This is a genomic window from Crenobacter caeni (assembly GCF_010435965.1).
GTDB classification, from domain to species: Bacteria; Pseudomonadota; Gammaproteobacteria; order Burkholderiales; family Chromobacteriaceae; genus Craterilacuibacter; species Craterilacuibacter caeni.
On record NZ_JAAGAA010000016.1, the window covers coordinates 35068 to 50154 of the forward strand.

The window sequence follows — 15087 nt, forward strand, 5'->3', positions numbered from 1 at the left end:
CTCATGGCGTCAAGAGGATTCTTTTCGGGTGACAAGGGCTTGAAAAAGACTGTTGCGGAACCACAATCCAACTAAAGACTTGCTGAATACTAAGGCCGCCATGTCAACGCAGTACCACGACGACGCCCTGCTCGAGGCGTCCAGGGTGCGCACCGCGCCGCCCCCCTTGTTCAAGGTCGTTTTGCTGAACGACGATTTCACCCCGATGGATTTTGTGGTCGAAGTGCTGGAGACGTTTTTTCATATGGAACGCGATAAGGCCGTCCAGGTCATGTTGCAGGTCCATGAGGCCGGGCGCGGCATCTGCGGGGTCTACCCGCAGGACATCGCGGCCACCAAGGTCGAGCAGGTGATGCAATTTGCACGCACGCACCAGCATCCGCTGCAGTGCGTAATGGAGGAAAACTGATGATCGCCCAGGAACTGGAAGTCAGCTTGCACATGGCCTTCATGGACGCAAGGCAAAAGCGGCACGAGTTCATCAGTGTCGAGCACCTGCTATTGGCCATGATCGACAACCCGTCGGCGACCGAGGTGCTCAAGGCGTGTGGCGCCAACCTCGACCAGCTGAAGAAGCAGCTCACCGACTTTGTCGACGAGCACACGCCGGTCGTTCCCGGCAACAAGGAAGTGGAAACCCAGCCCACGCTCGGTTTCCAGCGCGTGATCCAGCGCGCGATCCTGCACGTACAGTCGTCCGGCAAGAAGGAGGTGACCGGCGCCAACATCCTGGTCGCCATCTTCGGCGAGAAGGACTCGCACGCGGTGTACTACCTGCACCAGCAGGGCATCTCGCGGCTGGATGTCGTCAACTACATCTCGCACGGCATCACCAAGCAGCGCTCGCAGCCGAGCAGCGAGACGCCGCGCGAGAACAACGGCGAAGCCGAGAACGAGGATGCCGCCGGCAGCGGCGGCGCGCTGGAGAACTACACGCAGAACCTTAACCAGCTCGCCCGCGAGAACAAGATCGACCCGCTGATCGGGCGCGAGCACGAGCTCGAGCGCACCATCCAGATCCTGTGCCGCCGCCGCAAGAACAATCCGCTGTTGGTCGGCGAGGCCGGGGTCGGCAAGACCGCGATCGCCGAGGGGCTGGCGCGGCGCATCGTCAACAACGAGGTGCCCGACGTGCTCGCGTCGGCGACCGTCTATTCGCTCGATATGGGTGCCTTGCTCGCCGGCACCAAGTACCGGGGCGACTTCGAGCAGCGGCTGAAGGCGGTGATCAAGCAGCTGACCGACGATCCGACCGCGATCCTGTTCATCGACGAGATCCACACGCTGATCGGCGCCGGTGCGGCGTCCGGCGGCACGCTCGACGCGTCCAACCTGCTCAAGCCGGCCCTGTCTGGCGGGCGCCTGCGCTGCATCGGCGCGACGACCTACAACGAGTACCGCGGCATCTTCGAGAAGGACAACGCGCTGTCGCGCCGTTTCCAGAAGATCGACGTGAACGAGCCTTCGGTCGGACAGACCGTCGACATCCTCAAGGGGCTGAAGAGCCGTTTCGAGGAGCACCACGGCGTCAAGTACACGCAGTCTGCGCTGCAGACGGCGGCCGAGCTGTCGGCGCGCTACATCAACGACCGCCACTTGCCGGACAAGGCGATCGACGTGATCGACGAGGCGGGCGCCGCGCAGCGCATCCTGCCCAAGTCGCGCCAGAAGAAGGTGATCAACAAGGGCGAGATCGAGGAGATCGTCGCCAAGATCGCGCGTATCCCGCCCAAGACGGTGTCGAGCGACGACCGCAACGTGCTGAAGAACCTCGATCGCGACCTGAAGAACGTGGTGTTCGGGCAGGACAAGGCGATCGAAAACCTGGCCGACGCGATCAAGATGACCCGCTCGGGCCTGGGTAACCCGCAAAAGCCGATCGGCTCCTTCCTGTTCTCCGGGCCGACCGGGGTCGGCAAGACCGAGGTCGCGCGCCAGCTCGCCTTCGTGCTCGGCGTCGAGCTGATCCGCTTCGACATGTCCGAGTATATGGAGCGCCACGCGGTCAGCCGCCTGATCGGTGCACCGCCCGGCTACGTCGGTTTCGAGCAGGGCGGCCAGCTGACCGAGGCGATCAACAAGCACCCGTACGCGGTGTTGCTGCTCGACGAGATCGAGAAGGCGCATCCGGACATCTTCAACGTGCTTTTGCAGGTGATGGACCACGGCACGCTGACCGACAACAACGGCCGCAAGGCGGACTTCCGCAACGTGGTGCTGATCATGACGACCAATGCGGGCGCCGAATCGCTGTCCAAGCCCAGCCTGGGCTTCACGGCGAACAAGGCGGCCGGCGACGAGATGGCCGACATCAAGCGCCTGTTCAGCCCGGAGTTCCGCAACCGTCTGGACGCGATCGTGCCGTTTGGCCAGCTGAACGAGGAAATCATCCTGCGCGTGGTCGACAAGTTCCTGCTGCAGCTTGAGCAGCAACTGCACGAGAAGAAGGTCGACATCCACTTCACCGACGCGCTGCGCCGCCACCTGGCGAAGAACGGCTTCGACCCGCAGATGGGCGCGCGGCCGATGGCCCGCCTGATCCAGGACTGCATCCGCAAGGCGCTGGCCGACGAACTGTTGTTCGGCAGGCTCAGCCAGGGCGGCGAGGTGACGGTCGACGTCGGCGACGACGGCAAGGTCGCGCTGCAGTTTGACGAGACGCCGTCCAAGGCCACGCAGCCGGCCTGATCCCGTCAGCCAAGACAGAAGGCGGCGCCTGCGGGCGCCGCCTTTTTTTGTGCGTGCAGGTGGCCCGGTAACCTACCCAAGCGAAAACCCCCGCCGGGAGCCGGACGGGGGTTCGGGAAGAGCGTGCGGGCCGTCAGCCCGCACGGTCTCAGTGGAACTGCTCTTCTTCGGTCGAGCCGGTCAGGGCCTTCACCGACGAGGAGCCACCCTGGATCACGGTGGTCACGTCGTCGAAGTAGCCGGTGCCGACTTCCTGCTGGTGCGACACGAAGGTGTAGCCCTGTTCGCGTGCTGCGAATTCCGGCTCCTGCACCATTTCAACGTAGTGCTTCATGCCTTCGCCGCGGGCGTAAGCGTGCGCGAACTTGAAGGTGTTGTACCAGTTGACGTGGATGCCGGCCAGGGTGATGAACTGGTACTTGTAGCCCAGTGCGGACAGCTCTTCCTGGAACGAAGCGATCTGGCTGTCGTTCAGGTTCTTCTTCCAGTTGAAGGAAGGCGAGCAGTTGTAGGAGAGCAGCTTGCCCGGGCAGGCAGCGTGTACGGCCTGCGCGAATTCGCGGGCGAAGCCGATATCCGGCACGCCGGTTTCACACCACACCAGATCAGCGTACGGCGCGTAGGCCACGCCACGGCTGATCGACTGCTCCAGGCCGTTCTTCACGCGGAAGAAGCCTTCCTGGGTGCGCTCGCCGGTCAGGAACGGCTTATCGTTCTCGTCGTAGTCGGAGGTGATCAGGTTGGCGGCTTCCGCGTCGGTACGGGCCAGGATCAGGGTCGGCACGCCCATCACGTCGGCGGCGAAGCGGGCGGAGATCAGCTTCTCGACGGCTTCACGGGTCGGCACCAGCACCTTGCCACCCATGTGGCCGCACTTCTTGGCGGCAGCGAGCTGGTCTTCGAAGTGAACGCCTGCAGCACCTGCGGCGATCATGTTCTTCATCAGTTCGAAGGCGTTCAGCACGCCGCCGAAACCGGCTTCTGCGTCAGCGACGATCGGCAGGAAGTAGTCGATGAAGCCTTCGTCGCCCGGGTTGATGCCGCGCGACCACTGGATCTCGTCGGCGCGCTTGAAGGTGTTGTTGATGCGGCGAACCATGGTCGGCACGGAGTCGTACGCGTACAGCGACTGGTCCGGGTACATGGTTTCGGAGGTGTTGCCGTCGGCGGCGACTTGCCAGCCGGACAGGTAGACGGCTTCCAGGCCGGCCTTGGCCTGCTGCATCGCCTGGCCTGCGGTGATCGCGCCGAACGCGTTCACGTAGCCCTTCTTGGCACCGCCGTTCACCTTGTCCCACAGCACCTTGGCGCCGCGTTGGGCCAGGGTGTACTCAGGCTGCAGGCTGCCGCGCAGACGGACCACGTCGGCTGCGGTGTAGCCGCGCTTGACGCCTTGCCAGCGCGGATTCTCTGCCCAGTCTTTTTCCAGGGCGGCGATTTGTTGTTCGCGAGTGCTCATATCTCTGGTTCCTCTGCTCGATGCGATTTAAAAGCCGGTTGCAGCCGGCCAACCTTTGTAATGGTTTTCGGCGGTGGCCGAAGGGCGGGCGCGTGGTGAGCGCCTTTTGTTTTCCTGCTGCCCGGGTTCTACGCTTGGGTCTGCGCAGCGGGGTAGCGGATGCCTCTGTTGCATGATTAAAACATAATTTCCAAAGGGGGTGTGCACTGCAACAAATAAAAAGTTCATGATTTTCAGTTACTAACAAGGTGGTCACGCAGCTGGCAAAAACTGATGCTCGCGGTGAGCGAAACCGAAAGTAATCCGGTCAAATCGCGAACTGCCCGGCAGGGGGTTGAATTCAAGCCGACCACCCCTACCTTGCGTCAGGTCATTCAGTCATTCGCGATTCCGCCGCAGGAGTTCCAGAAAAATGCAAGAAAACCCGAACGCCACCCACCTCGATCCGGAACAGCAGGAGACGGCCGCAGCGGCCGCACCCGCGCAGCAGGTGCAGGAAGAGGAACTGGGCCTGCCCAACCTGTCGGACGAGGCCGTCGCCCGCATCGACGCGCTCGAGCAGGAACTGGCCGCGCTCAAGGACCAGTACCTGCGCGCCGTCGCCGAGCAGGAGAACCTGCGCCGCCGTGCGCAGGAGGACGTCGCCGCCGCGCACAAGTACGCGATCAGCAAGTTCCTGCAGGAGGTGCTGCCGGTGAAAGACAGCCTGGAGATGGCGCTGATGGACCAGAGCGGCCAGTTCGACAACCTGAAGTTCGGCGTCGACCTGACCCTCAAGCAGCTCGCCAGCGCCCTGGAAAAGGCGCAGGTGCGCGAATTGAACCCGCTGGGCGAGAAGCTCGACCCGCACCATCACCAGGCGATGAGCATGGAAGAGTCCGACGCCGAGCCGGGCACCGTGGTGCGCGTGATGCAGAAAGGCTACCTGGTCGCCGACCGCGTGCTGCGCCCGGCGATGGTCGTTGTCGCCAAGGCGCGCGGCTGAGTTTTTAAGACGGGCTTGAAATCTGGTTTTCAGCCAATACCTTGAAACGCATGAACCGGTCAGGAACTGCTCCGCGGCCGGATAACAGGACAAGAAAGGACGAAGAACATGGGAAAGATTATCGGTATTGACCTTGGCACCACCAACTCCTGCGTGGCGGTCGTCGAAGGCGGCAACCCGAAAGTGATCGAGAACGCCGAAGGCGCGCGCACCACGCCGTCGATCATCGCTTACGTCGAAGACGGCGAGATTCTGGTCGGCGCACCGGCCAAGCGCCAGGCAGTCACCAACCCGAAGAACACCCTGTACGCGATCAAGCGCCTGATCGGCCACCGCTTCGAAGACAAGGAAGTGCAGAAGGATATCGAGCTGATGCCGTTCGATATCGTCAAGGCCAAGAACGGCGACGCATGGGTCAAGGTGCGCGACGAGGAGCTGGCGCCGCCGCAGATTTCCGCCGAAGTGCTGCGCAAGATGAAGAAGGCCGCCGAAGACTATCTGGGCGAAGAAGTGACCGAGGCGGTGATCACCGTGCCGGCTTACTTCAACGACAGCCAGCGCCAGGCGACCAAGGACGCCGGCCGCATCGCAGGCCTCGACGTCAAGCGCATCATCAACGAGCCGACTGCGGCCGCACTGGCCTTCGGTCTGGCCAAGCAGGAAGGTGATCGCAAGATCGCCGTGTACGACCTGGGCGGCGGTACCTTCGACATCTCGATCATCGAGATCGCGGACGTCGACGGCGAGCACCAGTTCGAAGTGCTGTCGACCAACGGTGACACCTTCCTGGGCGGTGAAGACTTCGACCAGCGCCTGATCGACTACATCGTCACCGAGTTCAAGAAGGAACAGGGCGTCGACCTGAAGAACGACGTGATGGCGCTGCAGCGTCTGAAAGAAGCAGCCGAGAAGGCCAAGATCGAACTGTCGTCCGCGCAGCAGACCGAAGTCAACCTGCCGTACATCACCATGGACGCGACCGGCCCGAAACACCTGGCGATGAAGATCACCCGCGCCAAGTTCGAAGCCCTGGTCGACGACCTGGTCGAGCGCACCATTGAGCCGTGCCGCACCGCACTGAAGGACGCCGGCGTGTCGATCGCCGACATCGCCGACGTGATCCTGGTCGGCGGCCAGAGCCGCATGCCCAAGGTGCAGGAGAAGGTGAAGGAGTTCTTCGGCAAGGAAGCGCGCCGTGACGTGAACCCGGACGAAGCCGTCGCCGTCGGCGCCGCGCTGCAGGGCTCGGTACTCTCCGGCGACCGCAAGGACGTGCTGCTGCTCGACGTCACCCCGCTGTCGCTGGGTATCGAGACCATGGGCGGCGTGATGACCAAGCTGATCCAGAAGAACACCACCATCCCGACCAAGGCGCAGCAGGTGTTCTCGACCGCCGACGACAACCAGACCGCGGTGACCATCCACGTGCTGCAGGGCGAGCGCGAGAAGGCATCCGCTAACAAGTCGCTCGGCCAGTTCAACCTGTCGGACATCCCGCCGGCACCGCGCGGCATGCCGCAGATCGAAGTCGCCTTCGACATCGACGCCAACGGCATCCTGCACGTGTCCGCCAAGGACAAGGGCACCGGCAAGGAAGCGAAGATCACCATCCAGGCGTCGTCGGGCCTGTCCGAGGACGAGATCCAGCGCATGGTGAAGGACGCCGAGGCGAACGCCGAGGAAGACAAGAAGCTGCACGAGCTGGTGCAGGCGCGCAACCACGCCGACACCATGATCCACAGCGTGAAGAAGTCACTCTCCGAGCACGGCGACAAGCTGCCGGCCGACGAGAAGGCCAAGATCGAGGAAGCCCTGAAAGAAGCCGAAGAGGCGCTCAAGGGCGACGACAAGGAGGCGATCGAAGCCAAGACCGAGGCGCTGATGACCGCGTCGCACAAGCTGGCCGAGATGATGTACGCGCAGACCCAGGGCGACGCCCAGCCGGGCGCACAGCCGGAAGCGGCCAAGGCCGACGACGGCAACGTGGTCGACGCCGAGTTCGAGGAAGTGAAGGACAAGAAGCAGTAAACCGCTTCGTCTGAAGTAAGAAGGCACAGTGCCGGTCGTGTTTTGACCGGTGGCTGTGCCTTCGACCGTATTGGCTTAACAAGCGCGCCGGCGACAGCCGGCCCAATGGTGTGAGAATGTCCAAACGCGATTTGTACGACGTGCTCGGCGTGAACCGCGACGCGTCCGATGACGATATCAAGAAGGCCTATCGCAAGCTGGCGATGAAGTACCACCCGGACCGCAACCCGGACAGCAAGGAAGCCGAAGACAAGTTCAAGGAAGCCAAGGAGGCTTACGAGATCCTGTCCGACGGCCAGAAGCGTTCCGCGTACGATCAGTTCGGTCACGCCGGGGTCGACCCGCAAGCGGGGATGGGCGGCGGCGGCGGGGCCGGCTTCGGCGGCTTCGGCGACTTTGCCGACATCTTCAGCGACATCTTCGGCGGCGGCCGTGCCGGCGGTGGCGGCCGCTCCAACGTCTACCGCGGCGCCGACCTGCGCTACAACATGGAGCTGACGCTGGAAGAGGCGGCGCGCGGCTGCGAAAAGCAGATCCGCATCCCGACCCACGAAGAGTGCGGCACCTGCCACGGCAGCGGCGCCAAGCCGGGGACCGAGGCGAAGACCTGCTCGACCTGCGGCGGCCACGGCCAGGTACGGATGAGCCAGGGTTTCTTCTCGGTGCAGCAGACCTGCCCGACCTGCCACGGCACCGGCAAGGAAATCAAGGACCCGTGTCCGAAGTGCCACGGCGCGGGGCAGGTGAAGACGCACAAGACGCTGAACGTGAAGATTCCAGCCGGCGTCGACGACGGCGACCGCATCCGCCTCTCCGGCGAGGGCGAGCCGGGCCAGAATGGCGGCCCGTCCGGCGATCTGTACGTGGTCACCCACATCAAGCAGCACCCGGTGTTCCAGCGTGACGGCAGCGACCTACACTGCGAGATGCCGATCTCGTTCGCGACGGCGGCGCTCGGCGGCGAAATCGAGATCCCGACGCTCGACGGCATGGCCAAGGTCAAGATCGCGCCGGAGACGCAGTCCGGCCGCGTGTACCGCCTGCGCGGCAAGGGCATCAAGGCCGTGCGCGGCAGCCAGGTCGGCGACCTGATGTGCCACGTGGTCGTCGAGACGCCGGTCAAGCTGACCGAACGCCAGAAGGAGTTGCTGCGCGAGTTCGACGCGATCAGCCAGGGCGACGTCGCGACGCACAGCCCGCGCACCAAGTCGTTCATGGACAAGCTGAAGGACTTCTTCGGCTGATATACGGGGTGTTCCCCTTCAAGCGGCAGCCTGCGGGCTGCCGCTTTGCTTTTGTATGCTCTCTTTTTGCCTTGACGTGAAAGATGTTAAATGCATTGCTCTATGAAATTTTCTTTGCATTTCACGCTAAAAAACCGCTATCTTCTGCCCTGAAACCGATTCGGATTTGTCGACTATATCCATTCGACAACCGGCGGGGCGAGGTCCCACACCGGCAGGCGCGGCCATGAGCCGCCACCCCAGGCGTGGGCGATCGGGAAACTGAGAGAGAAACAGCAGATGAATGAAATCGTGAATGCCATCAACGGCGTGATCTGGAGCCCGGCGCTGATCTACCTGTGCCTGGGCGTGGGGCTGTACTTCAGCCTGCGCGGCCGCTTCCTGCAGGTGCGCCACTTTGGCGAGATGATCCGCCTGATGTTCGACGGAAAAAGCTCGGACGCCGGCGTGTCTTCGTTCCAGGCGCTGGCGATGACGCTGGCTGGCCGCGTCGGCACCGGCAACATCGCCGGCGTCGCCACCGCGATCACCTTCGGCGGCCCGGGCGCCGTGTTCTGGATGTGGATGGTCGCCTTCCTCGGCGCGAGCTCGGCGTTCGTCGAGTCGACCCTCGGCCAGATCTACAAGGAAAAGCTCGACGGCGAATATCGCGGCGGCCCGGCCTTCTACATCGAGAAGGGCCTGGGCGTGAAGTGGTACGCGTGGGTGTTCGCCGTGGTCACCATCTTTGCCTGCGGAGTGCTGCTGCCGGGCGTGCAGGCGAACTCGATCGCCGCCGGCCTGCAAGGCGCGCTGGGCATCGACGCCAACGTCACCGCCGCGCTGCTCGCCGTGCTGCTCGCCTTCATCATCTTCGGCGGCCTCAAGCGCATCGCGAAGTTCGCCGAACTGGTGGTGCCGTTCATGGCGCTGGGTTACATCATCGTCGCCTGCGTGATCATCGCGCTGAACGTCCACATGCTGCCTGACGTGCTCGCGCTGATCTTCAAGAGCGCCTTCGGCATGGAAGCGGGCTTCGGCGCCATCCTGGGCCTCGCCATCCAGTGGGGCGTGAAGCGCGGCGTGTACTCGAACGAAGCCGGCCAGGGCACCGGCCCGCACGCATCGAGCGCCGCCGCCGTGTCGCACCCGGCCAAGCAGGGCCTGGTGCAGGCGTTCTCGGTGTATATCGACACCCTGTTCGTGTGCTCGGCCACCGCCTTCATGCTGCTGATCACCGGCCAGTACAACGTGCAGGGCCCGGACGGCCAGGCGCTGTACACCGGCATCGCCGGTGTCGCCGCAGGCCCGGGCTACGTGCAGACCGCGATGGAACACATCATGCCGGGCTTCGGTTCGCTGTTCGTCGCCACCGCGCTGTTCTTCTTCGCGTTCACCACCATCGTCGCGTACTACTACATCGCCGAGACCAACATCGCCTACATCAACCGCAAGGTGCACCGCCCGTGGCTGATGTTCGTGCTGAAGCTGGCGATCCTGGCGTCCACCGTGTACGGCACCGTGAAGACGGCAGACCTGGCCTGGGGCCTGGGCGACATCGGCGTCGGCCTGATGGCGTGGCTGAACATCGCCGCCATCCTGCTCCTGCAAAAGCCGGCGTTCGTCGCGCTGCGCGACTACGAGGCGCAGCGCGCGCAGGGCCTCGACCCGGTGTTCCACCCGGAAAAGCTCGGCATCAAGAACGCCGACTACTGGGCTGGCCACCGCGCCGAAGACAACCTGGAAGACGAGCAGCGCCAGGCTGCCGGCCAGCAGCCGCTGCACCAGCAGTAAGCGTCAATCCTGGCGGCGCTGGCCGCCAACTTGGCATGGGCATACAATTGCCCTGTCCTGACCGGGGCCTTGCCCCGGTTTTTTCTTTTCCCGGGGGCGATCATGGATTATCTGCATTCGACCTGGTTCTGGTGCGTGGTGGCGGCGGCACCTTTCGTGATGGCGGTCGGCACGCTGGCGCGCCTCGCCCGGCGCGAGCCGCCCCTAGACTTGCCACCCGGTGTCAGCCCGGGCAGCTACCGCCGCTACAGCGACGAGGTAGCGCCCGACGAGAGAACCGAGCCGCCTGCCGGCCCAACAGAAGAAAGGTAAGCGCCCATGATTTTTGCCAACCGCTATTTCCCCGCCACCCGATTGCGCCGCATGCGCCGCGACGACTTCTCGCGCCGGCTGATGCGCGAGCACACGCTGACCGTCGACGACCTGATCTACCCGGTGTTCGTGCTGGAAGGCGACAACCGCGAACAGGACGTCGCCTCGATGCCGGGCGTCAAGCGGCAGAGCCTCGACCGCCTGCTCTATACGGCGGAAGAAGCGGTGCGGCTGGGCGTGCCGATGCTGTCGATCTTCCCGGTGATCGAAAACGGCAAGAACAACGAAGCGACCGAGGCGTACAACCCGGACGGGCTGGTGCCGACCGTGGTGCGCGCGCTCAAGGCACGTTTCCCTGAACTCGGGCTGATGACCGACGTCGCGCTCGACCCGTACACCATCCACGGCCAGGATGGCCTGATCGACGACGCCGGCTACGTGCTCAACGACGAGACCACCGCGGTGCTGGTCAGGCAGGCGCTGTGTCACGCCGACGCCGGCGCCGACATGATCGGCCCGTCCGACATGATGGACGGGCGCATCGGCGCGATCCGCCAGGCGCTGGAAGAAGAGGGCTTCATCCACACCAAGATCTTCGCCTACTCGGCCAAATACGCGTCGAGCTTCTACGGCCCGTTCCGCGACGCGGTGGGCAGTGCAGGTAACCTCGGCAAGGCCGACAAGAAGACCTACCAGATGGACCCGGCCAATGTCGACGAGGCGGTGCAGGAAGTGGCGATGGACCTGGAAGAGGGCGCGGACCTGGTGATGATCAAGCCGGGCATGCCTTACCTGGACGTGATCCGCCGCGTGAAGGATACCTTCGGCGTGCCGACCTTCGCCTACCAGGTGTCGGGCGAGTACGCGATGCTCAAGGCCGCCGCCGCCAACGGCTGGCTGGACGGCGACAAGTGCATGATGGAGAGCCTGCTCGCGTTCAAGCGCGCCGGCGCCGACGGCATCCTCACCTACTTCGCGCTGGACGCCGCCCGCCTGCTCAAGGCCTGACGCTCCCCCGCGCGCCATCCCCGAACCGCCCCGCAGGCTTTGTTTGCGGGGCGGTTTGTTGTATACGGCCTGCGGCCGAATCCGCCTTGCGGCGCGCAATCCAAGATGCGCACGCATGGAATTGGCCCGGTGTAGGGTGGGTTAGGCGGTAGGGTGGGTTAGGCCGTCAGGCCGTCACCCACCACAGCCCACCACACTCCGCGCACCCCCTGTTTTTCATCCTAAACGAGTAGTAAGCGCGATTTTTCTTTGCAAAATAGATAGAGTGCAGGTTATCTTTTTGTCGTGATGCCATGTGCAAAGGCGTGGCACACGCCGTCCGTTCCCCATCCGGGCGGCTGGTCGTACCCAAAACAGACAAGAGAGAGAACTGACATGGAACAACTCGTCAACGCCGTCAACGGCATCATATGGAGCCCGGCGCTGGTCTACCTGTGCCTCGGCGTCGGGCTTTACTTCAGCGTGCGCGGCCGCTTCCTGCAGGTGCGCCACTTCGGCGAAATGATCCGCCTGATCTTCGACGGCAAGGGGACGGACGCTGGCGTGTCTTCGTTCCAGGCGCTGTCGATGACGCTGGCTGGCCGCGTCGGCACCGGCAACATCGCCGGCGTCGCCACCGCGATCACCTTCGGCGGCCCGGGCGCGGTGTTCTGGATGTGGGTGGTCGCCTTTTTGGGCGCGAGTTCGGCGTTTGTCGAGTCGACTCTCGGCCAGGTCTACAAGGAAAAGCTCGACGGCCAGTTCCGCGGCGGGCCGGCCTTCTATATCGAGAAGGGGCTGGGCATCAAGTGGTACGCGTGGCTGTTCGCGGTGGTCACCGTGTTCGCCTGCGGCGTGCTGCTGCCGGGCGTGCAGGCCAACTCGATCGGCGCGGGCCTCGAGCAGGCGTTCGGCGTCGCGCCGACCGTCACCGCTGCCGTGCTGGCGATGGCGCTCGGTTTCATCATCTTTGGCGGCATCAAGCGCATCGCCACCTTCGCCGGCGCCGTGGTGCCCTTCATGGCGCTGGGCTACATCACCGTCGCCTGCGTGATCCTGCTGCTCAACATCCACCAGGTGCCGGCGGTGTTCATGCTGATCGTGAAGAGCGCGTTCGGCCTGGAGGCGGGCTTCGGCGCCATCCTCGGCCTCGCCATCCAGTGGGGCGTCAAGCGCGGCATCTACTCGAACGAGGCCGGCCAGGGCACCGGCCCGCACGCCTCAAGCGCCGCCGCGGTGTCGCACCCGGCCAAGCAGGGCCTGGTGCAGGCGTTCTCGGTGTATATCGACACCCTGTTCGTGTGCTCTGCGACCGCCTTCATGCTGCTGATCACCGGCCAGTACAACGTGCAGGGGCCGGACGGCGAGGCGATCTACACCGGCATCGCCGGCGTCGCCGCGGGGCCGGGCTACGTGCAGACCGCGATGGAGTCGATCATGCCGGGCTTCGGCGCCGCCTTCGTCGCCGTCGCGCTGCTGTTTTTCGCGTTCACTACCATCGTCGCCTACTACTACATCGCCGAGACCAATATCGCCTACATCAACCGCAAGGTGCACCGCCCGTGGCTGATGTTCGTGCTGAAACTCGCGCTGGTGGTCTCCACCGTCTACGGCACGGTGAAGACGGCGGACCTCGCGTGGGCGATGGGCGACATCGGCGTCGGCCTGATGGCGTGGCTGAACATCGTCGCCATCATCCTCTTGCAAAAGCCCGCCTTCGCGGTGCTGCGCGACTACGAGGCGCAGCGCGCACAGGGCCTGGACCCGGTGTTCCACCCCGAGAAACTCGGCATCAAGAATGCCGACTACTGGGCCGGCCACCGCGCCGAGGACAACCTGGAAGACGAGCAGCGCGCCGCCGAGGGCAAGGCGCCGCTGCACGACAGGGGGTAGGTTTGGCGAACCAGCCGGTTAATGCCGGCTTGAACGGAACGGCGTCGCCGCCGGGTTGCGCAACAGCGGCTGACGCTTGAGCGTTTGCGCACAGCAAGCGCGCGTTTGTGCACAACGGGCGGCACATGGGCGTGCGACGATAGCCGCATCATCACTCAAGGGGAAAACCATGAAACCGCTCGCCTGTGCCGCCCTGTTGTGCGCCCTCACTCTGCCTGCCCATGCCGGCAAAACATTCACGCTTGCCAGCCCGCAATTGGGCGAGGGCGTACCGCTGTCCAGCGCCCAGGTCTTCCAGGGCATGGGCTGCGAGGGCGGCAACCGCTCGCCCGCGCTGCGCTGGGACAACCCGCCGGCGGGGACCCGCAGTTTCGCGCTGACCGTCTACGACCCTGACGCGCCGACCGGCAGCGGCTGGTGGCACTGGCTGGTGGTCAACCTGCCCGCCAACGCCCGCGCCCTGCCCGAAGGCGCGAGCCCCAAGGCCGGCCTGCCCGCAGGCACGCTCGAGATCGCGACCGATTTCGGCCAGCCGGGCTACGGGGGCGCCTGCCCACCGCCGGGACACGGCATGCACCGCTACCAGTTCACGGTCTGGGCGCTCGATACCGACCGCCTGCCGCTGAAGGCGGACAGCCAAGCTGCGCTGGCCGGCTTCCTGTTGAACCAGCACGCGCTGGGCAAGGCCACCATCACGGCGACCTATGCCCGCTGACGCAACCTTCCTGACCTTTCGCAGCCAGCGGTGCCAGCTACTGAAGGCGGTACCGTTCAGCCAGTGCGCGCTGGTGCGCGTCGAACAGGGCTGCAAGCTGGCCAGCATGGGGGCCCACCAGTGGCGGGTCGAAGCGGGGCAGATGCTGGTCGTCCCTGCGTTGAGCCTGCTGCAAGTGGCTAACGAGCCGGTGGCCGGCGCCTACCGTGCGCACGTGCTGGCGCTGCCGGACGCATGGCTGCAGGCCCCGCCCACCCGTGCACCCTTGCAGCCGGTGCTGCTGGGGCAGGATGTGCTGATCGACGAGGCCTGGCGGCACTGGCGCGACGGCGTCGAGGCAGACCACCCCGAATCCGTTTGCCAGCACAGGCTGCAGGAGCTTCTGTTGGTGGTCCGCCATCTGGGCGGCGCCAGCGCCTTGCAAGCGGCAGGGCAGCCGCTGGCCAGCCGGGTGTTGGCCGAACTGTCGGCTGACGCCTCGCAAAGCGCCAGTCACCTTGCCCGCCGGCTGGCGATGAGCGAGGCGACCCTACGCAGGCGGCTCGCAGCGGAAGGTCAGGGGCTGCGCCAGTTACGCGAAAGCCTGTTGTTCGAGCGTGCACTGGCGATGGTGCAAACCGGGCGCCAACCGATCGGCCTGATCGCCGAGGCGTGCGGCTACTCGTCGGCCGGGCGCTTCGCCGTTCGCTTTCGCGAGCGCTTCGGCGTCACCCCGAGCGCGCTGCGCGCCACCCACTGAAGCGCGGTAGTGCGGTGGGTTAGCCGCTGGCGGCGTAATTGTCGCACCGCCGGCTTGGTGGAGCTTGGCAGCTGGTGGGTTACGGCTTGCTGCTAACGTTTGAGGTAAGCGGCAACCGAGCGCAGCGAAGGAACCGCAATCTATGGTCAGCCTGAACTTTGCAAGGACAGAATCGTGATGAACAATGACAGGGAAGGCTTGCTCTAATCTATCCGGATTCTTGATGGGCAGCTATGCCCGATCCATGATGTGAGCCGCTCCTGA

The 15087-nt window shown here is 64.6% G+C and carries 12 protein-coding genes; 11 read left to right on the forward strand and 1 reads right to left on the reverse strand.

Annotated features, from left to right (window positions below):
• The first annotated feature begins 100 nt into the window (after positions 1–100).
• Positions 101–409 carry an ATP-dependent Clp protease adapter ClpS gene (gene clpS, locus GZH52_RS15305; RefSeq protein ID WP_136554906.1) on the forward strand — a complete coding sequence of 103 codons (309 nt, stop codon included), beginning with the start codon at positions 101–103 and terminating at the stop codon, positions 407–409.
• Positions 409–2688 carry an ATP-dependent Clp protease ATP-binding subunit ClpA gene (gene clpA / locus GZH52_RS15310; RefSeq protein ID WP_163317792.1) on the forward strand — a complete coding sequence of 760 codons (2280 nt, stop codon included), beginning with the start codon at positions 409–411 and terminating at the stop codon, positions 2686–2688. Before clpS ends, clpA begins: the two co-directional genes overlap by 1 nt.
• A 148-nt stretch (positions 2689–2836) precedes the next feature.
• On the opposite strand, the gene aceA is transcribed toward clpA, so the two are convergent.
• Complete coding sequence (gene aceA, locus GZH52_RS15315) at positions 2837–4147, reverse strand: isocitrate lyase (protein WP_136554903.1); 1311 nt, start codon at positions 4145–4147, stop codon at positions 2837–2839.
• Positions 4148–4559: 412 nt separating this feature from the next.
• Here aceA and grpE point away from each other — a divergent pair, with 412 nt between their 5' ends.
• The 9 genes from grpE to GZH52_RS15360 all read left to right on the forward strand — a co-directional run bounded on the left by grpE (position 4560) and on the right by GZH52_RS15360 (position 14823).
• Complete coding sequence (gene grpE / locus GZH52_RS15320; protein WP_163317794.1) at positions 4560–5132, forward strand: nucleotide exchange factor GrpE; 573 nt, start codon at positions 4560–4562, stop codon at positions 5130–5132.
• Between the two features lie 108 nt (positions 5133–5240).
• Positions 5241–7160, forward strand: coding sequence for a molecular chaperone DnaK (dnaK, locus tag GZH52_RS15325; protein WP_163317803.1), 1920 nt, complete (start codon positions 5241–5243; stop codon positions 7158–7160).
• A gap of 116 nt (positions 7161–7276) precedes the next feature.
• Positions 7277–8404, forward strand: a complete 1128-nt coding sequence (dnaJ, locus tag GZH52_RS15330; RefSeq protein WP_136554897.1) for a molecular chaperone DnaJ — start codon at positions 7277–7279, stop codon at positions 8402–8404.
• A 279-nt stretch (positions 8405–8683) separates the two neighbouring features.
• The gene (locus GZH52_RS15335; protein WP_163317805.1) at positions 8684–10177 is read left to right on the forward strand and encodes an alanine/glycine:cation symporter family protein; all 1494 of its coding nucleotides are present in this window, start codon (positions 8684–8686) and stop codon (positions 10175–10177) included.
• Positions 10178–10279: 102 nt separating this feature from the next.
• Positions 10280–10489: a hypothetical protein gene (locus GZH52_RS15340; protein ID WP_163317807.1), complete on the forward strand. Its 210-nt coding sequence runs from the start codon at positions 10280–10282 to the stop codon at positions 10487–10489.
• A 6-nt stretch (positions 10490–10495) separates the two neighbouring features.
• Positions 10496–11497, forward strand: a complete 1002-nt coding sequence (gene hemB, locus GZH52_RS15345) for a porphobilinogen synthase (RefSeq protein ID WP_163317809.1) — start codon at positions 10496–10498, stop codon at positions 11495–11497.
• Positions 11498–11872: 375 nt separating this feature from the next.
• Positions 11873–13369: an alanine/glycine:cation symporter family protein gene (locus GZH52_RS15350; protein ID WP_163317811.1), complete on the forward strand. Its 1497-nt coding sequence runs from the start codon at positions 11873–11875 to the stop codon at positions 13367–13369.
• Positions 13370–13538: 169 nt separating this feature from the next.
• Positions 13539–14084: a YbhB/YbcL family Raf kinase inhibitor-like protein gene (locus GZH52_RS15355; protein ID WP_163317813.1), complete on the forward strand. Its 546-nt coding sequence runs from the start codon at positions 13539–13541 to the stop codon at positions 14082–14084.
• Complete coding sequence (locus GZH52_RS15360) at positions 14074–14823, forward strand: helix-turn-helix domain-containing protein (RefSeq protein ID WP_163317815.1); 750 nt, start codon at positions 14074–14076, stop codon at positions 14821–14823. Before GZH52_RS15355 ends, GZH52_RS15360 begins: the two co-directional genes overlap by 11 nt.
• Positions 14824–15087: the final 264 nt, after the last annotated feature.